Genomic DNA, 22,570 nt, shown 5'->3' with positions numbered 1-22,570 from the left:
GCGTGAGCTGGGAATGGCGGGACCGCCCTTCCGGGCATCCGCAGTCACGCCGCGTGTGACACGCAGCGGAAACCACTCGTCAGTCACGGCCGGGAACCGGCACCTGAACACCGCCGACGTACCCTCCGGGAAGGTGCGCAGCGGGGGCAACGGTAGTGCACCACCGTTTCGCGCTCATCTTTTTCGGCCAGGTTCGACTGCGGTGCGTGCGCCATGCCCACGCGGAGCACCGACACGTGACATATCGCCTCGTGTCTGTACGGAAGGCGGCATCCCGTTGTGATCATGCGGACCGTATGTCCTATAGTCCCGTCCTTCACCGCCTCTTTTCATGCCACGGGCAACCACTAGGATCTGCCCGAGGGCCTGACCATGGGGAACGGCGGCCCTTGAAGGACACGAGGAGCGGGGAACAGGCATGCGGGAAGGCCGGTGGGTCACGGTCACCGAGTCCGAGTTCGAGCACGAACGCCGCGGCCTGGAGGCGATCCGCCAGAAGCTGCCGGACAGTGACCCCTGGCGGGCCTGGTCGAACTTCACCTTCACCGCCAACACCGGCCACGTCCGCGAGGTCGACCTGCTGGTCGTCGCCCCCGGCGGCCTGTGCATGATCGAGCTGAAGGACTGGCACGGCTCGGTCACCTCCGAGAACGGCACCTGGGTCCAGACCACCCCCGGCGGCTACCGCCGCACCCACGGCAACCCGCTGCACCTGGTCAACCGCAAGGCCAAGGAACTGGCCGGCCTGCTCGCCCAGACCGGCGCCAAGCGGGTCTGGGTCGCCGAGGCGGTCTGCTTCACCGACAACAGCCTCCGCGTCCGGCTGCCCGCCCACGACCAGAACGGCGTCCACACCGTCGACGAGCTGGTCGACATGCTCAAGCAGCCCCCGCGCGACGAGCGCCGCCGCGTCACCGCGATCGGGTCGCGCGAGATCGCGGCGGCCCTGAAGAACATCGGCATCCGCAAGAGCGACGCCCAGTACAAGGTCGGCCCCTACGAGCTGGAGCGGAAGTCCTTCGACTCCGGGGAGACCTGGGCGGACTACCTCGCCCGCCACAGCGACCTGCCCGAGGCCGCGCGCGTGCGGATCTACCTCAGCGAGCGCGGCTCCGACGCCTCCCTGCGCCAGTCCGTGGAGAACGCCGCCCGCCGCGAGGCCGCGGTGCTGGGCCGGTTCAAGCACCCCGGCGTCGTCCAGCTCAAGCAGTACTTCCCCTCCGGGCACGCCGCCGGCCCCGCGCTGATCTTCGACTACCACCCGGACACCCTGAAGCTGGACGAGTACCTGGTCCGGTACGGCGAGAAGCTGGACATCCTCGGCCGGATGGCGCTGGTGCGCCAGCTCGCCGAGACGATGCGCTCCGCGCACGCGAGCCGCATCCACCACCGCGCGCTCGCCGCCCGCTCCGTCCACGTCGTCCCCCGCCCGCGCGGCCGCAAGGGGCAGGCGGTCGGGGAGGAGGCCGCCTGGCTCACCCCACAGCTGCAGATCTCCGACTGGCAGATCGCCACCCAGCGCAGCGGCGACTCCTCGCAAGGCCAGGGCATGACCCGGTTCGCGCCGACCGCCCTGTCCGCCCTGCACCTGTCCGACGACGCCGACGCCTACCTCGCACCGGAACTCACCGCCCTCAACCCCGACCCCGTCTACCTCGACGTGTACGGGCTCGGCGTCCTCACCTACCTGCTGGTCACCGGCAAGGCCCCGGCCGCCAGCCAGGCCGAGCTGCTGGCCCGCCTGGAGGCAGGCGAGGGCCTGCGCCCCAGCTCCCTGGTGGACGGCCTCTCCGAGGACGTGGACTTCCTGGTGCAGGCCGCCACCGCCTACCGCCCCGGCCAGCGCCTCTCCAGCATTGACGAGTTCCTGGAACTGCTGGAGGTAGTAGAGGACTCCCTCACCGCCCCCGCCGCGGCCCTCGACGGGCAGGCCGAGGACGAGACAGGGGAGAGCGCCGACAAGGACCCGCTGGAGGCCGTCGCCGGCGACGTGCTCGCCGGCCGGTGGGAGGTTCGCCGTCGCCTCGGCACCGGCTCCACCAGCCGCGCCTTCCTCGTCCGCGACCTGGAGGCGGAGACCCGCAGGACGCGCCCGCTGGCCGTGCTGAAGGTCGCCCTGTCCGACAGCCGCGGCGAGATCCTCGTCCGCGAGGCCGAGGCCATGCGTCGCCTGCGCCCCCACTCCGGCATCATCCGCCTCGTCGAGCCCGAGCCGCTGCACATCGCCGGCCGCACCGTCCTGGCCCTGGAGTACGTCGGCGACGAGCGCGACGACGCCGGCCAGGGCGCCGAGGGCGCATCCCGCCCGCGCCGCCGCGAGGAGACCGTCGCCCGCCAGCTCCGCGAGCACGGCCGCCTCCAGGTCGACCAGCTCGAGGCGTACGGCGACTACCTCTTCGGCGCCGTCGACTTCCTCGAGGGTGAGGGCGTCTGGCACCGCGACATCAAGCCGGACAACATCGCCATCCGCATCCGCCCCAACCGCACCCGCGAGCTGGTCCTCATCGACTTCTCGCTGGCCGGCTACCCGGCGAAGAACACCGACGCGGGCACCGAGGGCTACCTCGACCCCTTCGTCGACGTCATCACGCGCGGCTCCTACGACTCGCACGCCGAGCGGTACGCCGTCGCCGTCACCCTGCACCAGATGGCCTCCGGTGAGCTGCCGAAGTGGGGCGACGGCAGCGTCCTGCCGCGCATGACCGACCCGAAGGAGTGGCCGTACCCGACCATCGCGGCCGAGGCCTTCGACCCGGCCGTGCGGGACGGGCTCGTCGCCTTCTTCCAGAAGGCCCTGCACCGCGACGCGAGCAAGCGGTTCCCCGAGCTGAAGCCGATGCGGGACGCCTGGCGCAAGGTCTTCCTCGACGCCTCGCAGACCGTCCCCTCCAGCCACCGCACCCGCCCCACGGCCCCCGCTGACGGGACCGCCCCCGCTGAGGGCGCCGCCGCGGGGATCGCGGACGCCGAGCCGGAGACCGCCGAGCAGCAGCGCGACCGCCTCGCCGCCGAGGTTACCCGCGATACCCCGCTGACCGTCTCCGGCCTCACGCCCGCCGCCCAGTCCTTCCTCTACGGCCTGGGCCTGACGACGGTCGGCGAACTCCTCGACTACAGCCGCCGCAAGCTCGTCAACGCCCCCGGCCTCGGCGCCAAGACCCGCAACGAGGTCCAGCAGCGGCAGCGGGAATGGGGCGAGCGACTGCGCGAGGCACCCGTCTCCCCGCTCACGCCGAAGGGCCGGGCGGAGGCGAAGGAGGAGCTGGAGCAGCTCACCGCCGCCGAGTCCGCCCTCGTCGGGCAGCTCGCGACGGGCGAGTCGGCGGGCGCGCTGTCCGCCCGCACCCTGCGCTCGGTCAGCCTCGACACCCTCGCCACCGTCTTCGTGCCGGCCGTCAACAACAACGGCTCCAACCGCAACAAGGCGGAGATGGTGCGGCTGCTGCTGCGCCTGCCCGACGAACACGGCGTCCTGCCCGACATCGGCGTCTGGCCCAAGCAGAAGGACGTCGCCGAAGCGCTCGGCCTCAGCCACGGCCGCATCCCGCAGATGCTCAAGGACGAGCGTAAGCGCTGGAAGGCCGAACCCGCCGTCCAGGCACTGCGGGACGAGATCATCGACCTGCTGGTGAGCATGGGGCGCGTCGCCTCCGCCGTGGAGATCGCCGACGCCCTCGCCGTCCGGCGCGGCACGCACCTCGCCGGACGCGAGCAGCGACGCGCGATGGCCCTGGCGGCGGTGCGGGCCGTCGTCGAGGTCGAGCAACTCGTGCCGCAGGAGGCCGAGTTCCAGCACCAGCCGAACCGCAAGGCGACCGACGAGTCGCTGGGCGCCGGCCTGCTCGCCCTGGATGTGCGCGAGAACGACGCCCCGGACACCCCGACCGCGCCCGGCCTGCTCGACTACGCGACCCGCCTCGGCAAGACGGCCGACCGGCTCGCCCGGCTGGACACCCTGCCGACGGCCGCGACCGTCCTGGCCGAACTGGGCGCGCTGACGGTCCCGCCCGGCGCCGTCGACTGGGACGAGCGGCGCATGGTGGAGCTGGCCGCCGCGGCGTCCGTCAACGCCGCCGCCAGCCCGCGCCTGGAGATCTACCCGCGCGACCTGTCCCTCGTCCGGGCGCTGCGCCTCACCCAGGCCGGACTCGTCCGCTGGATCCCGGGAGTCCCGGAGGGGCGGCAGCCCGGTCTGACCGGCGAGGACGTGCACGAGCGGGTCCGGGTCCGCTTCCCCGAGCTGGTCGTCCCGGACGGACGCGGCGGCACGACCCACGAACTGCCGACCGGCGGCCCGCTCACCAAGGCGCTGCGCGACGCGGGCTTCGAGCTGTCGCTGAGCATGCGCGAGGAAACGGGCACGCTGCGCTACCTGCCGACGCGGGTGGAGGACGCCTCCAGCTACCTCACGACGGGCGCGTGGCGGCAGTCGACGCGCACGGGCACGGTGACGCGGTACGCGGACGACCCGCAGCTCGCGGGCGCGGTGCGCGCGGAGGAACGGCTCCTCGCCTCGGCCCACCGGGACGGGTACCGGGTGCTGACCGTACGGCAGCAGCTCGTGCGGGACGCGGTGCGGGAACTGAGTGCCGAACGGCTGGGCGCGCGGGCGGTGTCGGTGACCGAGCTGTTCCTGGAGGCCCTGCACGGGCAGGTCACTCCGGGGACCAAGCCGACCTGGGAGACCCTGCTCAAGGCGGACGCCGCCGAGCCGGGCTCGAAGGGCGCGGTGCGGTTCGCGGAGTACGCGCGCACGGCGTGGGGCTCGGTCGAGCCCCGGATCGCCGAGCTGCTGGGCAACGGTGGCGGCGGTGCGGGTCCGGTCCTGTTGACGGAGGCCGGGGTGTTCGCCCGGTACGACGCGATGGGCGTCCTGGACCGGCTGGCGTCGGCGGCCCGGCGGGGCGGGCGGGGGCTGTGGCTCCTGGTCCCGCAGAACGACCCCTCGCGGGAGCCCCGGCTCGGGCAGGCGGCCGTGCCGTACCAGGCCGGCCTGGGGGAGTGGATCCAGCTTCCGGACACGTGGGTGGGCAACGCCCACCGCGGGTCCGGTCAGGTTGTGGCAAGTGGTGTCGAGGGAGACGCGAAGTGATCGACCGCAAGGCTCTGTTGGACGACCTGAAGCAGCAGGTCAAGGCGGTCGAGGCCGACCTCGGCAAGCAGGTGAAGGCGCTCGATGAGGTTAGGGAGCGGCTGCGTGCCGAGTACGACCAGGCGCGCAAGCTGGGGCGTACGGCGGCGACGTGGAACTCGTGGCTCGATGAGCGGGTCACGCAGGTCGCGGTGGCGTGGGTGCTGGGGACTGTGTTCGTGCGGTTCTGCGAGGACAACCGGCTTATTCCGGAGCCGTATCTGACGGGGCCGGACGGGGACCGGCGCGAGCTGGCGGAGGCGCGGTACGACGCGTACGTGGAGTCGGACGATGACCCGACGTATCGGGGGTGGCTGGAGAAGGCGTTCGATGAGCTGGGCCAGGGCCAGGCCGGCCGCCTGCTCTTCGACAAGCGGCACAATCCGCTGTATCAGGTTCCGCTGTCACATGACGGTGCGCGGGAGCTGGTCGAGTTCTGGCGCCGGCGCGACGAGGCCGGCGTCCTCGTCCACGACTTCACCGACCCGCTGAACGAGGACGGCACGGAGGGCTGGGACACCCGGTTCCTGGGCGACCTGTACCAGGACCTGAGCGAGGCCGCTCGGAAGACGTACGCGCTGCTGCAGACACCGGAGTTCGTGGAGGAGTTCATCCTCGACCGGACGATGAACCCGGCGGTGCGGGAGTTCGGGTACGAGGGCCTGAAGATGATCGACCCTACGTGCGGGTCGGGGCACTTTGTGTTGGGGGCGTTTCGGCGGTTGGTGCGGCTGTGGGCGGAGGGGCAGCCGGGACGGGACGTGCACGAGCGGGTGCGGGAAGCGCTGGACTCGGTGCACGGCGTGGACATCAACCCGTTCGCGGTGGCCATTGCCCGGTTCCGGCTGCTGGTGGCGGCTATGGCGGCCAGTGGGGTGCGGACGCTGGCGGAGGCGGCGAAGTACGAGTGGCCGATCCACCTGGCGGTGGGGGACTCGCTCATTAAGGCTCGCCAGTTGGAGCTGACGCTGGGTGGGGACGAGGACGGGGCGGATGATCCGCTGGCCTCGTTCGCGTACGCCACGGAGGATGTGCACGAGCACCCGGGGATTTTGCAGCAGGGGCGCTATCACGTGGTGGTGGGTAACCCCCCGTACATCACGGTGAAGGACAAGAGTCTGAACGCGTTGTACCGAGATCTGTACAATGCTTGTGCGGGTACTTACGCACTCTCGGTTCCATTTGCCCAGCGCTTTTTTGAACTGGCTAAGCGTGGTGAGACCGAGGGCCACGGGTATGGCGTGGTGGGGCAGATCACTGCGAACTCTTTCATGAAGCGCGAATTCGGAACAAAGCTGATTGAGGATTACTTCCGTGACCGAGTCGAGCTAACCGAGGTGATCGACACCTCGGGAGCTTATATTCCTGGCCATGGAACCCCGACCGTAATCCTGATTGGGAAGCGACGCGAAGGTGGGAAGCGGTCGGCGACTGTTCGGACGGTGCGTAGCGTCCAGGGTGAACCTGCTACCCCGGATCATCCGGAGGATGGCTTTGTTTGGCGCTCGATTATAGAGCAAATCGACAAGCCCGGATCGGCCGACGCGTGGGTTTCAGTAGATGACCTTGATCGGACTCGTTATTTTGGAAAGCAGCCATGGATCTTGGCTGCTGGCGGGCTTGAGATGGTTGAAAAATTGAGCGAAGCCAGTCAGAGCGCACTGGGTCAGGTGAGCGCAGAGATCGGTACAGGAGCAGTAACTCGCGAAGATAGTGCCTATATGGTGGGTGAAGGGCACTTGCGGCGAGTTGGGGTCGATGGCGACCATCAACGATTCATTGTTGAAGGTACCGAAGTGCGTGACTACGTTGTTGACGGTCCCACTATGTCGGTATGGCCGTATTCGCCCGCCACGCTTGAGGCTGAGGCGCCTACTGTTGTGGAGCGAGTTCTATGGCCCCATCGAGTTCTTCTTCGTGATCGTGTTGCATTTGGGAAGACACAGATCGCGCGCGGCTTGGCGTGGTTTGAGTACTCGATGTTCTTCAAGGATCGATACAAAGCTCCCTTTAAGGTTCCTTTCGCTTTCGTTTCAACGCACAATCACTTTGTGCTTGATCGAGGCGGAAAGGTCTTTAAGCAATCCGCTCCTGTGATCAGGTTGCGGGAGGAAATGGATGAGCAGAGGCATCTTCAGTTGGTCGGCCTGCTCAATAGTTCCTCAGCCTGCCTGTGGCTCAAGATGGTGAGCCACAGTAAGGGCAGTGAAGGGCATCAGTCCGGCATCAAGACTGAGTTGTGGGAACAGTTTTTTGAGTTCACTGGCACCAAGCTTCAAGATTTCCCACTGCCTGCCGGTTTCCCATCCTCCATTGCTGCTTCACTTGACTCCTTGGCTCAGCAAATCATGTCGTGCAGCCCTGAGGCAGTGGCCAGTGAGGCCACCCCATCTGCGAGCGTTCTTCGCGCGGCAAGGATCAGATGGGAGGCCACCCGCGCGCGGATGATCGCCCTCCAAGAGGAGTTGGACTGGCAGGTCTACTCCCTCTACAACCTCTATCCCGAAGACCTCCGCGTCTCCAAGGACCCCGACGACCCCAACATCCCCGAACTCGCCCTCGGTGAGCGTGCCTTCGAAATTGTGCTCGCCCGTCGCGTAGCCGCAGGCGAGGCAAGCGACGAGTGGTTCAAGCGGCACAGCTCCACCCCCATCACGGAGATCCCCGCCCACTGGCCCGCCCCCTACCGCGAGGTCGTCCAGAGGCGGATCGACGCCATCGAGTCGAACCGCGCCATCGGCATGGTCGAGCGCCCCGAGTACAAGCGCCGCTGGGCCACCGAGGGCTGGGACTCCCTTCAGGAGAAGGCCCTGCGCTCCTGGCTGCTGGACCGCATGGAGAAGCGCGAGCACTGGTTCGACGAGAACGGCCAGCCGACCATCCTCACCCTCTCCCGGCTCACCGACGCCCTCTCCCGCGACGAGGACTTCGTCTCCGTAGCCAAGCTCTACGCGCCCCGCAAAGATCTCCCCAAGGTCGTCGCCGAGCTGATCACCGACGAGCACGTGCCGTTCCTCTCCGCTCTGCGCTACAAGCCCTCCGGTATGAAGAAGCGTGCCGACTGGGAAGAGGTGTGGGACCTCCAGCGCAAGGAGGATGCAGCCCCGGACGAGCCGGCCAAGCGGAAGATCCGGGACTCCATCCCCGTGCCGCCGAAGTACACCTCGGCCGACTTCCTCCGCCCCTCCTACTGGCGGGCGCGCGGCAAGCTGGACGTGCCCAAGGAGCGGTTCATCTCCTACGGGCAGACCAATGCCGCCACCCCTGAGCTGTACGGGTGGGCTGGCTGGGACCACAAGGAGCAGGCGCAGGCGCTGGCGACGTACTTCACCAACACCGCGCTGTCCACCGAGGAGATCACGCCCTTCCTCGCCGGCCTGCTGGAACTCCAGCCCTGGCTGTACCAGTGGTACAACGAGTTCGACATGCTCTACAGCGGCTCCCCGGCGGACTTCTTCGCCGGTTACCGCCAGCAGAAGCAGGGCGAGCACGGGCTCACGGACGACGATCTCCGTGACTGGCGCCCCCCGGCCGCGACCCGAGGTCGTCGCGCAGCAGCGAAGAAGTAGCCAGGAGTAGATCGACATCCGTCGGTTCAGGGGCCACCCGGTGCGTCAGCGGGTGGCCCTTTGTCCGCGTGTGCAGTTCCGCCCACACGGTCTTGCCTGGGGCGGCCTTGCGAGGGCTGACGCCCCAGTCGTCCGCGAGGGCGGCGACCAGAAGCAGGCCCCGGCCGGACTCGGACAGCGAGTCGGTCACCGAAGGGCTGGCGGCCGGGGGCTGTTTCTCAGCGCGGGTGTCGGTCACCTCGATACGGAAGGTTCCCTCGGCCAGGGTGAGCTGGACGTGGAAGTCCCGGCCGGGGACGTGGCCGTGGCGGACGGCGTTGGCGGTGAGTTCCGCCGTGATGAGGGTGAGCGTCTCGTTGACCGTGGTCGCGTATGGGTGACCCCAGTCGTTCAGGCGGTGCGAGACGAGTCTGCGAGCGAGGCGGGCACCACGCGGCGTTGACGTGAAGCGCATGCTGAACTCGCGTTCGAGCGCGGGGTCCTGCTGCATATGCCCATTCGGGGGAGTTGCTGACTTCATAGGGTCAACGGTGTCGGACTCTGCGTAGCGTTGACCAGGAGCGATGCGCTGACGGGGCGGGCTGTACGCGCCGGCGGTGTGCTTGTACGTGGTGTTGGGCGTGACCGGTTCCGGGCCCCGAAGTTGGCTGGCTGGGCGGTTGTACGAGAGGAGCTGCGGCGTGGACGACGAGGTTCAGCAGCCGGAGTACGAGGTCGGGACGGGCATGCTGTGCGTGTTCGGGCGGCAGTTGAAGCTGTTCCGGGAGCGGGCGGGCCTGGACCGCGCGAGGCTCGGGTCGCTGACTGGGTACTCGGCCTCGACGATCGCGTCGTTCGAGCAGGGGAGACGTATCCCGCCGCCGAAGTTCATCGGCCAGGCGGATGAAGTCCTGCAGGCCGGTGGGGTGTTGAGCGCGAGCAAGCAGGAGGTGGCTCGGGCTCAGTATCCGGCGTTCTTTCGGGACGCGGCCAGGCTGGAGGCCAAGGCGGCAGCCCTGCACGTGTACGCGACGAAAGCAGTACCAGGGCTGTTGCAGACGGAAGATTACGCGCGAGCGGTGTTCTCCATGTGGCGTCCGCTGCTGGACGAGGAGACCATCAACCAGCGGGTCGCGGCTCGCCTGGCACGCCAGGAGCTTTTCTCCCAGCCCTCGATGCCCACCATCAGCTTTGTCATCGAGGAGTTCGTTCTGCGACGACCGCTCGGCGGACGGGCCGTGATGCAGGGCCAGTTGGAGCAGATCCTGCTGTACGGACACCGGCGCAACGTAGAAATCCAGGTGATGCCGATCGAGCGGGACGAGCATGCTGGGCTGGAAGGTCCTTTCACCTTGATCGAGACGCATGAAGGGCAGAGGATCGCCTACGTGGAGGCGTACAAGGACAGTCGTCTCTACACGGAGCGGAGGCTGGTACGGGAGATCGAGGAGCAGTACGGCATCCTCCGGGCCCAGGCGCTCACTCCGCGCGAGTCGCTGGCCGTCGTCGAGAAGTTGCTTGGAGAGAGATGAAAGCCCAACAGCTCATAAAGCCGGTACCTGATTCGGCCTGGTTCAAGAGCAGTTACAGCACGGGTTCGGGCGGCGAATGCATCGAGGTCGCCGTCCGCCCCACCACCGTCCACGTCCGTGACTCGAAGGACGCAACCCGCGCCGCACTCGCCATAGAACCCACGGCATGGGCCGCCTTCGTAGAGTTCGCGACACGCTGACAGAGGTGGCACCGATCGCAGAGCCCTCGGCGGGCGTGTGCTTGCCGAGGGCCCTGCGTATCCCGCCCCTACGGCACACCTTCAGCAGACCCGGCGCCTTGCTCGCCCGCGGTCGCCTTCCCGGGCGGCGATCCGCATCGCACAGGAAGCCGATCCTCACGCCACCGCCACTCTCATAACGAGGTCTCAACGAAGCTGATCCGTGCTGATCCTCGCAGCTCGGAGGTACTGTAGGTTCCTGCCATGAAGCAGGGTAAAGAGGTCGAGAACCCCGAGTCGCGTTTCTTCGCGGTGCTGATGGCGGCGGCGAAGCTCCCCGGTGTGCGGATCAACAGGGAGGCGTACCTCCGCAGTGCGCTCGCTCGTCACTGCTCCGAGGAAGAGATCCGACGAGCGATAGAGGAGACTCCCGCTGCTGCGGGCATCACCGTCGAGCTCCTCGACAAGGTCGCCAACGACTCCATCCGCTACGAAACCGCCAAAGTCAGCGCCCTCTCGGCCGCAGCCGGGATGCCCGGCATCTTCGCCCTGCCCGCCACGGTGCCCGCCGACCTGGCCCAGTACGTCGGCCACATGCTGCGCATCGCGCAGAAGCTCGCCTACCTCTATAGCTGGCCCGATCTGTTCGCAGAGGAGGGGGAGGGCGTCGATGACGCGACGATGGGGGTGCTCACGCTGTTCCTCGGCGTGATGTTCGGTACCCAGTCGGCGAACGCCGCCGTGGGCAAGGTCGCCGGGATGATGTCGAAGCAGGTCGCGAAGAAGCTGCCCCAGAAGGCGCTCACCAAGGGTGTCATCTACCCGATCGTGAAGAAGTCCGCGGCTTACCTCGGCGTCCAGATGACCAAGCAGTCCTTCGCCAAGGGTGTCTCCAAAGCCATCCCCGTCATCGGGGCCGTCGTGTCCGGCGGGCTCACTCTCTCGACGTACCTTCCGATGGCCAAAAGGCTCAAGAAGCACCTCGCCGGCCTGCCCCTGGCGGACCCGTCGCACCGAGCATCGGAGGGAGACGTCGTGGACGGCGAAGTCGTGGAAGAACACGAGACGTTCGCCCCGGCGGACGCTGAACTGCACGACGCGGACACCACTGCCGTCAAGCTGGAGCAACCCAGGGACTGACGCCGCGCGTGCCCGTCGCCGGGACGGGGATCTGTCGGCCTGCGGGCTTGCTCATCACCCCGTCCCGCTGATCACCGCCCCCCGCCACGACCCGTTGCGGCTCCGGTTCCCCGCGGCGGGGCCAAGGGGACGATCTCCCGGTCGAAGAAATCGTAGAACCCCTCACCACGCTCGTACAGCGCATCGAATCCGGCGTTCGTTTCCCGGATCAGTGAGCTGTCCGTATAGCGATGGGCGCCCGCCGCGTTTCCGTCCTCGTCGTACACGACCTCGTACATGACCACATCGCCGAGAATCACCACTTCCGGAACCAGGTGACGCTGCTCGATGCCGGCGATGTCCCGAGCGTCGATGACCTTGATCGCGTCGCCCACGTCCACCCGCACGCGCAGCACGTGCAACTCCCACTGCACATACGGCGTGACCGGGAACTCCACCACCCGGAGACGGCGGTGCGTGACGCCCAGGTCCGACGCCCGCCGGATTTCCCGGGCGTAGTCCTCGTGCCTCTCGTCGGCCAGGGACAGAGCCCGCTCCCAGTCGCCGCCGGCGAAGGCCTCCCAGCTCGGGAAGCCGCGCTCCTGGAAGTGCTGGCCGCGCTCGAGCTTGTTGAGGAAGCCGATCCCGCTGGAGTAGATCCGGCCGAGTTCCGCGTGGTACGTGGGGCGGTCCAGGCGTTCGGAGACGCCGTCGGGGAAGGAGTCAAACACTGGGGATGTCCGGCTTCGCCGCGATGAGCATGTTCCTGGGGATGACCACGAGGCGCTCGTCCGACCCGATGGAGACCCCGTCGGGAAGGTTCCTGCCGAGCGACTGGGTGAGGTCCCGGCCGATGACGGCGACGTCGCCGTTGGCGAGTTCCCAGATGTCCGGACAGTCAGGAGTTCCGGTGGTGTTTCCCAGTTCCTGGGGCGTTTTTCCCAGGCGTCGCTTGAAACTCGTGTCGGGATCCGCTTCCCACGGCCTGGCCATTCCCCTCGCCCCCTCGGTCGGTCGGGAGGGGTCACCGTACCGCGCGAGAAGCCTGACTGACCACGTGTCAGAACTGGTCTCCAGGGGTATTGGCGAGGATTGATTCCTCCTTGTTCCCTGCCGCTCAGGGGTGGAATGATATTGATCGCGCTGGAGATCGCGCAAAAATCTGACAGGTGACATTTTCCATCTGATGCTGTCGGAAAATAGGGTGAGCGGAGGGGTGTCTGTGGACGCTGAAGTGGCCCTGCTCGCGCAGAGTGCGGGAACCACCTTGGTCGCGCTGATGGCGACCGATGCCTGGCACCACGTGCGTGACGGGATCACGCAGCTCTGGCGCCGGACGCAACCGGAGCGCGCCGACACCGTCGCCGCCGAGTTGGAGGCCGGCCGCGAGGACGTGCTCGCCGCCGCGGCCGTGGATGACCAGGAGACCCTGGACGAACTACGGCTTCAATGGCAGGGGATGGTACGGCGGCTGCTCGTCGCCCGGCCCGCCGCCGTACAGGAACTGCGCGCACTGCTGGACCAGCTCGACCCCGACGGCTCGGCCGCCCGGCGGATCACCCAGCACGCCACCGCATCCGGTCAGGCCCGGGTCTACCAAGCGGGACGTGATCAGCACATCACAGAGCGATGACGGGCGGGACGGACGGTCACGCCGAGGACCACGGACGCGTCTACCAGTCGCACGGCGACCAGCACATCAGCGAGCACCACCACTACGGCGACGCCGGGCCGGACAATGGTGGGCCGGACTCCGTGCGACGCCCGGCGGTCGGCCGGCTCCCCGTCGCGCTCCGCGACCGCAGCGAGGTGATGGAACGCCTGCGGACGAGCGTGCGGACGGAGCGCGGCGGCCAGGTCTATGTGCTGTACGGGATGGGCGGCTCGGGCAAGACGGCGGTCGCCTGCGCCCTGTTCCAGGAGGTCACCGCGGAAGCGGGCCGGGTGGGCCTGTGGGTCAACGCCTCCGACCGCGCGAGCCTGCGCGCCGGCATGCTCGCCGTCGCCGCCGACCGAGGTGCGGACGACGGTGAACTGCTCGCCGCACGCAACGGTCTGAGACCCGCCGCCGACCTCGTCTGGGGGTATCTCGACCGCTCCGCCGAACCCTGGCTGCTGGTCCTGGACAACACCGACGAGCCGGAGATCCTGCGGGACGGTGACTGGCTGCGCACCAGCCCGCGCGGCACTGTCCTGGTGACCACACGGCGCGCGGCGGCCCGGTGGTGGCCGGGCGCCGAGCTGCAGTACATCGGTGTCCTGCCCAGGGAGGACGCGGCGCTCGTGCTGCGCGATCTTGCACCGCACAGCGGCACGACCGAGCAGGCGGCGCGGGTCGCGGACCGGCTCGGGCGGCTGCCCCTCGCCCTCACCCTGGCGGGCGGCTTCCTCTCCCGGCAGGTCATCGACCCCTGGACGATGGACGCCTACGGCGACCAGCTCGACTCGGACGAACGGGTCCAGCTCATAGACCGGGGAGCCGACGCCCTGTCCGAAGCCGATCCACGCCATCTGGTCGGCCTGACCTGGCAGCTCACCCTTGACGCGTTCGAAGCGCGAGGACTGCCCGAAGCGGCGGCCCTGCTCAGACTGCTCGCCCGGTTCGCCGCGGAGCCGCTGCCGCTGGCCCTGCTCAACCACGCCGACATCGGCGCCGTACTGCCTCGTGCCCGGACCGAGACAGCTCTCAGAGCGCTCCTCGACCAGTCACTGTCCGAACTCGTCGACGCCGAGGGCACACGCTGCGTACAGAGTCACGGCATCCTGCTCGACAGCGTCTCGGCGGCGACCCCCGCGGACCTTGCGCCCGCCCTCGACACGACAGCCGTCCGGCTGCTCGACGCGGCCGTGCCCGCCGTACCCGACGCCGGTCCGCACGACCCCCGGCTGCGGCTGCTCGTTCCGCACGCGCTGGCCCTGCTCGGGCACGTCGGCGAGTCGTCCGCCGCCGACGCCCTGGCCGTCACGACGCGGCTGGCCGTAGCCCTGCACCGGACCGGTGACTACGTCTCCGCCCGGGAGACCGCCCGCAACGCCGCCGGTCTCGCGCAGCGGCACCTCGACGCGGACCACCGTGCGGTCCTCGCCGCCCGCTCCAGGGCAGGGCGGGCACTGTTCCGGCTGGGCCGGTACGCCGAGGCCGAAGCGGTGCTCCGCACGGTCCGGGACACCCAGGAGCGCCTGTTCGGCGCCGACGACCCCGACACCACGGACAGCGGCTACGGCCTCCAGCTCGTGCTGGCGAACCTCGGCAGACGGGAGGAAGCCGTCGCACTGCTCCGTGACACCGTCGCCGGGCGGCGCTCCGCGCTGGGCGCCGCGCATCCGCTGACCCTGCGGGCCCGCGCCGGCCTGCTGGAGATGCTGCCCGCCGCCGAGGTGGTCACCGAGGAGGGCGGCGCACTGCTCTCGCTGCCGTCGGAGTGCGAACGCGTCCTGGGCCCCGACCACACCGTGACCCTCGGCGCCCGGCACAACCACGCGTGGGCGCTGTACCTCCTGGGCCGCTTCGACGAGGCCGACCGGGAGATCCGGCGGGTCGCCGAGGCGTATGAGCGGCGGTTCGGGCCCGAGTACCCGATCGTGCTGGCCGCCCGACAGCTCCTCTCCCGGACCCGAGCCGCGCTCGGACACAGGGAGGAGGGGATCGCGCTGATGACCGACGTCGTAGAGCGGCGGGACCGCGGCCTGGGCCCCGAGCACCCCTTCACGGTCGCGAGCCGGAACCTGCTGGACGCCTACCGTTCGGGGCGATGGCGGCCGTAGCGCGCCACGGCCGGGACCGGAGCGGTCCGCGCGCGGTGCGGTTGCGCATTCGGCACGAGGCGGAGGGGAGCGCCGATGTAGGGTGCTGTGCGCAGGCCGTACGGGTGACGTTCAGTGCGAGGGGGGCGAAGAGTGCAGACGCCGCGAACCCACCCGACCTGACCCGTCCGACGCCGTGAGCGTGGTGTCCGTCCGCTCACCGCACGACCGGACCCGTCCGTGCCGCCGGCCAGGACGACCGGTCCGCCGCACCGGCCGTCCGTACCCCTGAGCGCCCCGGCCCTACCCCCCGGAACGGCCCCGAGCCTCGGCGGCGGACCCCGCGCGGCACCGAGTACGAGCAGCAGCAGCGACCACCGTCAGGGAGAGCGAGAACCCGCAATGGCCCAGCCGCCCCTCCTCCGCGATGTCATCGACATCAAGGAATCCATCTCCACCTCGGACTTCGTGCTGTCCCTCGCCGAGGCGACGACGCCCGAGGGCGCCCAGCACGCGCTCAAGGACTACGTCGTCACCGAGCGGCTGCTGGAGAACTTCGACGAGGCGCTGGCCCTCATCAAGTCCGCGCTGGACGGGCACCGCTCCAAGGCGGCCTACCTCCACGGCTCGTTCGGTTCCGGTAAGTCGCACTTCATGGCCGTGCTCTACGCACTGCTCAGCGGCGATCCGGCCGCCCGCGCCCGCACCGAGTTCGACCCGGTGCTGACCAAGCACGAGTGGCTGACCACGGACGGCAAGAAGTTCCTGCTCGTGCCCTACCACATGCTCGGCGCGAAGGCCCTGGAGCAGCGGGTGCTCGGCGGGTACGTGCACCACGTCAAGAAGCTGCACCCCGAGGCCCCGACCCCGCAGGTGTACCGGACCGACTCCCTCTTCGCCGACATCCGCGCCATGCGCGCCCACATGGGCGACGAGGCCGTCATCCGCGGCCTGGGCACCACCGGCGCGGACGACGGCGAGGAGGACGAGTGGGGCGAGGGCTTCGCCTGGACCCCGCAGCTCCTCGACACCGCGCTCGCCGCCGAGGAGAACCACGAGGCGGGCGTCCACCTCAACCTCACCAACCCCTCCACCCCGGCCGAGCTGCGAGCCAAGCTCGTCAACGACGCCGGCACCAACCTCCTCCCCGGCTTCGCCAAGAACGCCGCCGAGGACGAGCACGGCTTCATCTCCCTGGACGCGGGCCTCTCCGTCATCGCCGAGCACGCCAAGTCGCTCGGCTACGACGGCCTGATCCTGTTCATGGACGAGCTGATCCTGTGGCTGGCCACCCTCATCCACGACCAGAAGTTCGTGGCCCGCGAGGCCAGCAAGATCACGAACTTCGTGGAGGGCGGCGACGCCCGCCGCGCCATCCCCGTCGTGTCGTTCATCGCCCGCCAGCGCGACCTGCGCGAACTGGTCGGCGAGGAGGTGTCCGGCGCGGCCGAGTCGTCCATCCAGGACACCCTGAACCTGGCCTCCGGCCGGTTCGACAAGATCACCCTGGAGGACCGCAACCTCCCGCAGATCGCCCACGCCCGCCTCCTCAAGCCCAAGGACGACGAGGCGGCCAAGCTGGTCGACGCCGCCTTCGAGCAGACCAAGCGGGTCGGACCCCAGGTCTGGGACACCCTGCTCGGCTCGGAGAAGGGCACCACCGGCGCGGACGCGGAGTCGTTCCGGCTGACGTACCCGTTCTCGCCGGCGTTCATGGACACCCTCGTCCACATCTCGTCCGCGCTGCAGCGCTCCCGCACCGGCCTGAAGCTGATGGGCCAGCTCCTCGCCGACCACCGCGACGAGATCCGCCTCGGCCAGCTCGTCCCCGTCGGCGACCTCTACCCGGTGATCGCCGAGGGCGGCGACAAGCCGTTCACCGACAGCCTCAAGGTCGTCTTCGAGGCCGCCGACAAGCTCTACAAGACCAAGCTGCGGCCCTACCTGCTCAGCTCGTACGACATCACCGAGGACGACGTCGAGCAGTACCGCAACCGGCCCGAGTCCCTCACCGACCCGAAGAAGCTCAACGGCTGCCGGATGTTCCTCGGCGACAACCGGCTCGTGTGCACGCTGCTGCTGTCCGCGCTCGCCCCCAGCGTGCCCGCGCTGTCCGAGCTGACCATCCGGCGGCTCGGCGCGCTCAACCACGGGTCGGTCCTCGCCCCCATCCCGGGCGCCGAGGTCGGCATCATCAAGAACAAGGTCGCCGAGTGGGCCGCCAGGTTCCCCGAGATCAAGGAGACCGGCACCGACGCCAACCCCGGCGTCCGCCTCGAACTCTCCGGCGTCGACGTGGACTCCGTCATCGCCAACGCCCAGGTCAACGACAACCCCGGCAACCGGGTCGCCCTCGCCCGCCGCCTGCTCTCCGAGGAACTGGGCGTCGAACACGGCCAGTTGAGCGACCAGCTCCACTTCACCTGGCGCGGCACCGCCCGCACCGCCGAAATCGTCTTCGGCAACGTCGCCGACGAGGACGAGCTGCCCGACCACGACCTGATGCCGCAGGAGGACGGCCGCTGGCGCATCGCCATAGACCTCCCCTTCGACGAGGGCGAGTGGGGCCCGGTCGAGGACGTCAACCGCATCCAGCGGCTGCGCGAGCGCCAGCAGGGCGAACGGTCCCGCACCGTCGCCTGGCTGCCCGCGCACCTGTCCGCGCAGCGCTTCGCCGACTTCCGGCGCCTCGTCGTCATCGACAAGGCCCTCGCCGACGAACACCGCTTCGACACCCAGTACGCCGGCCACCTCAACGCCGACAACCGCAGCCGCGCCAAGGGCCTGCTCGAAACCCAGCGCGAGGCGCTGCTCAAGCAGGTCAAGGGCGCCTTCAAGCAGGCGTACGGCCTCGCCCAGAAGCAGGCCGCCGACGTGGTGCCCGACTTCGACGACCACCTCGTCGCGCTGCCCGACGTCGACGGACTCACCCTGTCCTTCGGGCAGAGCCTGCACGACGGCATCCGGCACGTCGCGGGCAAGCTGCTCGCCCACCAGTACCCGGCCCACCCCGACCTCGACCCCGACGCCACCGGCACCGCCGTCAAGCCCGCCGACACCAAGAAGGTGTTCACCCACGTACGGGCCGCCGCCGAGGCCCGTGACGGGCGGGTGGAGGTCCCGGCCGCCGACCGCAAGCTCATGCAGCGGATCGCCGGACCTCTGCGCCTCGGACAGCAGAAGGAGGCGTACTTCGAGCTGTCCCGCTACTGGGCCGACCACTTCCGGCAGCTCGCCCGCTCGCAGGGCGTCACCGGGGACCTGTCGCTGATCACGCTCACCGACTGGACCGACCGGCCCGACCCGCGCGGCCTGCCCGACTTCCTCGCCCGGCTCGTCGTCGCCTCCTTCGCCGAGATGGACGACCGGGTGTGGGTGCGCGGCGGCACCGTCCTCGACCCCGCGCCCGAACTGTCCGCGATCAAGGACCACGACGCGCTGCGCAGCCAGCCGCTGCCCGCCGAGTCCGACTGGGACACCGCACGCCAGCGCTTCGAGACCATCTTCGGTGCGAAGCCGCCCGCGCTGCGGCGCGGCCGGATGGTCAACCAGTTCGCCCGCCAGATCATCGAGGCCGCCCGCGACCACCGGGACCACGCGGCCGATCTGGTGCACCAGTTGGAGGCCCACGCCTCCTTCCTCGGCCTCGACCAGACCGCAGACACCGGACGGCTGGCCCTTGCCCGCCGCTCCCTGGAACTGCTGGAAGCGCTCACGGCGGAGGCCGGCAAGGGCGCGGCCGGGGCGAAGAAGACGGTGGAGGCCCTCGCCTCCTTCGACCTGGGCGAGACCAGCGCCGACCGGTACGGCACCTCCATCAAGAAGGCCCGCGCCGTCGCGGAGGCCGTCGCCTCCGCCCCCTGGAGCACCCTGGAACTCGCCGCCGGACTCGGTCCCGAGGGCGAGGCGCTGCTCGACTCGCTGCGCAACGTGGCCCGCGACGACCAGCGCACCGCCGACCTGCGCGACGCCCTCGTCCGTACCCAGCGCGAGGTCGTCGCCCTGATCAAGCGCACCCAGGCCGCCGCCACCCCGCCGCCCGCGCCCGTCGCACCCCAGCCCTCCACGGCCGACGGCCAGTCCCTGGACACGCCGACCAGCGACCCGCGCATCCCCTACACCCCGCAGGAGACGCCCTCTCCGGGGAGCGGCGGCACAGCACGGAAGTCCGGTGGCCGCCGCACGACTGCAGCCCGGGCCGTCACCGACCTCCAGGCGGAGCTGTCCGATCTAGCCGCCCGTCACCCCGAGGCCACCATCGAGATCACCTGGCGGGTCGTCGAATGACGGACATCACTGTCGCCGTTCCCGGAGCGGTCCGGCTGAACACCGCGACCGTCACTCAGTACCTGTCCTCGCAGTCCTCCCTCGCCGCCTCCCTCACGGGGGGCGGCGAGGGCAGGCGCCGGGTCGTGCTGCTGCGGTCCGCACCGCAGTGGGACGGGCCCGCCGAGCCCGTGTGGGGGGAGGGCCGTACGGCCGGCGTCGCGGTGGCGCCGTCGCCGCTCGCCGTCCACGAACTCGTCCTCGACCACCTGGCGGGCCGCCGTCCCGGGCCCGCCGTGCTGGTCGTCCTCACCGACCGGGAACAGAATGAACTCGACCCGGCGATCCTCGCCCGCGTCCACAAGCTGCGCATCGACACGGTCGACAGCTGGGACGTCGTCCGCGAGGCGTTCGGCGCCCGGCAGATAGACCCACGGCTCAAGGACGTCAACTGGGCCGCCGAGGCCCTGCTCGACGCCACCCCGCCCGGCGGCTGGTCGGCCGTGCCCGGCGGCTGGCTGTCCCGCCAGTACGCCCTCACCGCGCTCGCCCAGCGCCGCCTGCGGCTGGGCCGCTACGACACCGAGGGCGGCACGCGCCGCCCCGGCGACGACCGGCTCGACGCCCAGGCCCTGCTGCACTGGTCGACCCGGCCCGGAGCCCCCGAACGGCTCCTCGCCCTGCGTGGCCCCGAACGCGCCGGACTGTCCGCCTTCCTCGGCGAGGAGGACCAGGCGGGCCTCGCCGGACGCGCCCTGCTCGCCCTCGTCGACGCCGAGCGCGGCGCGGACGCCGCCGCCTTCGGTCTCGTCTGCGCGGCGCTGTGGCAGCACGCCGAGCCCGCCCCCGAGACCTACCGGGCCCGGGGGCGTGCCGAACGCTACTTCGGGGACCAGCCCCCGGCGACCGGCGACCAGCTCGACGTCCTGGTGACCGTCTTCGGACGGGCCGCCGAGGAGTACGTGACCACGCTGCTGGCGGCCGGGCACCGCACCGGCGGCACCGACGCCGACCAGGCCCGCGAGGCACGCCGCACCACCGGCATCGTGCTCGACCGGGCCTCCGCCCTGGCTCGCCAGTTCGGCGCGGAGGAGGCCGTGGCGGCGAGCCCCGTCCTGCGCGGTGGACTCGAGGCCCGGTTCACCGCCGTCGGTCAGGCCCTCGCGTCAGGCGACACGGCCGCGGTGGCGGACGCCGTCCGCCGCCTGGAGGATCACCGGCTCGCCACCGAGTCGGAAGAGGCCGCCCGCATCGAACGTGCCCGCATGGGCCAGCGCCTCGCCCGCTGGCTGGCCACCGACCCGTCCGCCGACGCCCCTACCGTCGCCGACGCCATACAGCGGCACGTCGCCGAGACAGGCTGGGTGGACCTCGCTCTGGAGCACATCGAGGCCGGTGGCGACCCGGACCCCGTCCTCAAGGCTGCCTATGACACCCTCGGCACCCGCGTCAGGGACCGGCGTCGGCAGATCGACGCGTCCTTCGCGCGCTCCCTGGCGGCCTGGACGGAGGCCGGCACCCAGCCCGGTTCCATGCTCACCGTCGAGACCTTCCTCGACCGCGTCGTCGGCCCGGTCGTGCGGCGCGGGGAGGAGCGGCGGGCGCTGCTGCTCGTGCTCGACGGCATGAGCGCGGCCATCGCGAACGAACTGGGGGAGGAACTGCGTCGTTCCTGGGCCGAGTTCGACCCGCTGCCCGAGGGCGACGCCCCGCGCCGACGGGCGATGGCCGCCGCCCTGCCCACCGTGACGGCCGTGTCCCGCACCTCCCTCTTCGCGGGCACCCTGATGAAGGGCACACAGGCCGACGAGAAGCGGCTCTTCCCCGCGCTGAAGCTGTGGGGCGGGGTCCCTGCCGCCGTGTTCCACAAGGACGACCTGCGCACCGAGACCGCGGGCGACACCTTCGGCCCGGTGCTCACGGAGGCGCTGGCCGACGGCAGGACCCACGTCGCCGTCGTCCTCAACGCCATCGACGACCGGCTCGCCAAGGAGCAGAAGCTCGGCGACGGCGCCTGGCGGATCGACGACGTGCCCGGTCTGCGTGACCTGCTGCGGGTGGCGGCCACCCAGGGCATGGCGGTCGTCCTCACCAGTGATCACGGCCACGTCGTGGACCGGCACGGCACGAAAGTCGACACCGCCGCCGATCCCGCCTCCGCCCGCCACCGCCTGCCCGGCGGCGGCCCGCTCGCGGAACGCGAGATCGCCCTGTCCGGGCCGCGCGTGGTCTGGCCCGAACCCGGGGCCTCCATCGTCGCCCTGTGGGACGCCGACTCCCGCTACACCGCCCTCAAGGCCGGCTACCACGGTGGGGCATCGCTCGCCGAGGTCACCATTCCGGTGCTCGCCTTCCTGCCGTTCGGCGCGGAGCCGCCCAAGGGATGGCGGGAACTGGGCGACCAGCGACCGGCCTGGTGGGCTCCGGAGGAAACCGGAAAGGCACCGCTGCAGGACGAGCACGCCGCTCGGCCGCTGACCGCAACGGCTCCCGCTCCCAAGAAGCCGACGGGCAAGGTCAGGAAGGAGCAGGCAGAGGTCGCCCGGACGCACGACACGCTCTTCGACGTCGCGCTGACGGCCGGGGGAGACGACGCCCTGCTCACCCCGGCCGTCGTCTCCCGCACCGAGACGCTGGTGACGGCGCTGCTCGACTCGGAGACGTATCAGGCACAGCTCGGTGGCCTGGCCCGCAAGCCGCAGCAGGAGCAGGTCCACAAGGCACTCGCCGCCCTGCTGGACGCGGGCGGCACCCTGCCCGTGACCGCGCTCGCCCAGCGCGCCGGCATGCCCGTCACCCGGGGCGACGGCTTCGCCGCCGTCCTGCGGCAACTCCTCAACTACGACGGCGTACAGGTCCTGGAGACCCTGCCGGACGGCCGCACACTACGCCTCCACGAGGCGCTGCTGCGCGAGCAGTTCGCCCTCGGGGCGGGCTGACGACACGACTCGGGGTGCCTCGGACCTTGTCCTGAGGCACCCCGAGCGGTCCGTTCGCCGGACGGTGCTCTCTCCCCCATAGGCGGTGAACGCCGCCCACTGCTTCTGACGA

The 22,570-nt window shown here is 70.2% G+C and carries 12 protein-coding genes; 9 read left to right on the top strand and 3 right to left on the bottom strand.

Translation table 11 applies throughout. The features are described from left to right. Positions 1-418: 418 nt before the first annotated feature. Entirely contained in the window at positions 419-5,092 is a 4,674-nt protein-coding gene (gene pglW, locus ACZ56B_RS12315; protein WP_468789002.1) for a BREX system serine/threonine kinase PglW, read from the top strand. Further along, positions 5,089-8,700, top strand: a complete 3,612-nt coding sequence (pglX, locus tag ACZ56B_RS12310) for a BREX-2 system adenine-specific DNA-methyltransferase PglX (RefSeq protein WP_468789000.1) — start codon at positions 5,089-5,091, stop codon at positions 8,698-8,700. The genes pglW and pglX overlap by 4 nt, the downstream gene beginning before the upstream one ends. Here pglX and ACZ56B_RS12305 read toward each other — a convergent pair. Then, positions 8,627-9,190 (bottom strand): ATP-binding protein, encoded by a 564-nt coding sequence (locus tag ACZ56B_RS12305; RefSeq protein ID WP_468788998.1) that lies wholly within the window; start codon positions 9,188-9,190, stop codon positions 8,627-8,629. The genes pglX and ACZ56B_RS12305 overlap by 74 nt on opposite strands. A gap of 190 nt (positions 9,191-9,380) precedes the next feature. On the opposite strand from ACZ56B_RS12305, the gene ACZ56B_RS12300 reads away from it, so the two are divergent. From ACZ56B_RS12300 to ACZ56B_RS12290, 3 genes are all read left to right on the top strand, one after another. Beyond that, complete coding sequence (locus ACZ56B_RS12300) at positions 9,381-10,211, top strand: helix-turn-helix domain-containing protein (RefSeq protein ID WP_468788996.1); 831 nt, start codon at positions 9,381-9,383, stop codon at positions 10,209-10,211. Next, on the top strand, positions 10,208-10,411 hold the full coding sequence (locus tag ACZ56B_RS12295; protein ID WP_468788994.1) for a DUF397 domain-containing protein: 204 nt from the start codon (positions 10,208-10,210) through the stop codon (positions 10,409-10,411). Before ACZ56B_RS12300 ends, ACZ56B_RS12295 begins: the two co-directional genes overlap by 4 nt. Before the next feature lie 243 nt (positions 10,412-10,654). Next, positions 10,655-11,530, top strand: coding sequence for a hypothetical protein (locus ACZ56B_RS12290; RefSeq protein ID WP_468788992.1), 876 nt, complete (start codon positions 10,655-10,657; stop codon positions 11,528-11,530). A gap of 71 nt (positions 11,531-11,601) precedes the next feature. Here ACZ56B_RS12290 and ACZ56B_RS12285 read toward each other — a convergent pair whose 3' ends face one another. Next, positions 11,602-12,240 (bottom strand): DUF6879 family protein, encoded by a 639-nt coding sequence (locus ACZ56B_RS12285; RefSeq protein ID WP_468788990.1) that lies wholly within the window; start codon positions 12,238-12,240, stop codon positions 11,602-11,604. Continuing rightward, entirely contained in the window at positions 12,233-12,502 is a 270-nt protein-coding gene (locus ACZ56B_RS12280) for a hypothetical protein (RefSeq protein WP_039986430.1), read from the bottom strand. The genes ACZ56B_RS12285 and ACZ56B_RS12280 overlap by 8 nt, the downstream gene beginning before the upstream one ends. Positions 12,503-12,731: 229 nt before the next feature. Between ACZ56B_RS12280 and ACZ56B_RS12275 the strand changes: the two genes are divergently transcribed. From ACZ56B_RS12275 to pglZ, 4 genes are all read left to right on the top strand, one after another. Continuing rightward, positions 12,732-13,142 carry a hypothetical protein gene (locus ACZ56B_RS12275; RefSeq protein ID WP_468788988.1) on the top strand — a complete coding sequence of 137 codons (411 nt, stop codon included), beginning with the start codon at positions 12,732-12,734 and terminating at the stop codon, positions 13,140-13,142. Continuing rightward, complete coding sequence (locus ACZ56B_RS12270; RefSeq protein ID WP_468788986.1) at positions 13,139-15,274, top strand: tetratricopeptide repeat protein; 2,136 nt, start codon at positions 13,139-13,141, stop codon at positions 15,272-15,274. Before ACZ56B_RS12275 ends, ACZ56B_RS12270 begins: the two co-directional genes overlap by 4 nt. Before the next feature lie 381 nt (positions 15,275-15,655). Continuing rightward, the gene (gene pglY, locus ACZ56B_RS12265; protein ID WP_468788984.1) at positions 15,656-19,540 is read left to right on the top strand and encodes a BREX-2 system ATPase PglY; all 3,885 of its coding nucleotides are present in this window, start codon (positions 15,656-15,658) and stop codon (positions 19,538-19,540) included. Continuing rightward, the gene (gene pglZ, locus ACZ56B_RS12260) at positions 19,537-22,458 is read left to right on the top strand and encodes a BREX-2 system phosphatase PglZ (RefSeq protein ID WP_468788982.1); all 2,922 of its coding nucleotides are present in this window, start codon (positions 19,537-19,539) and stop codon (positions 22,456-22,458) included. The genes pglY and pglZ overlap by 4 nt, the downstream gene beginning before the upstream one ends. The last annotated feature ends 112 nt before the right edge of the window (positions 22,459-22,570 follow it).

This window comes from Streptomyces sp. NPDC034670, from assembly GCF_055574875.1.
The sequence above is the reverse complement of the archived record's forward strand: the minus strand, read 5'-3'. Positions and strand labels throughout refer to the sequence as shown.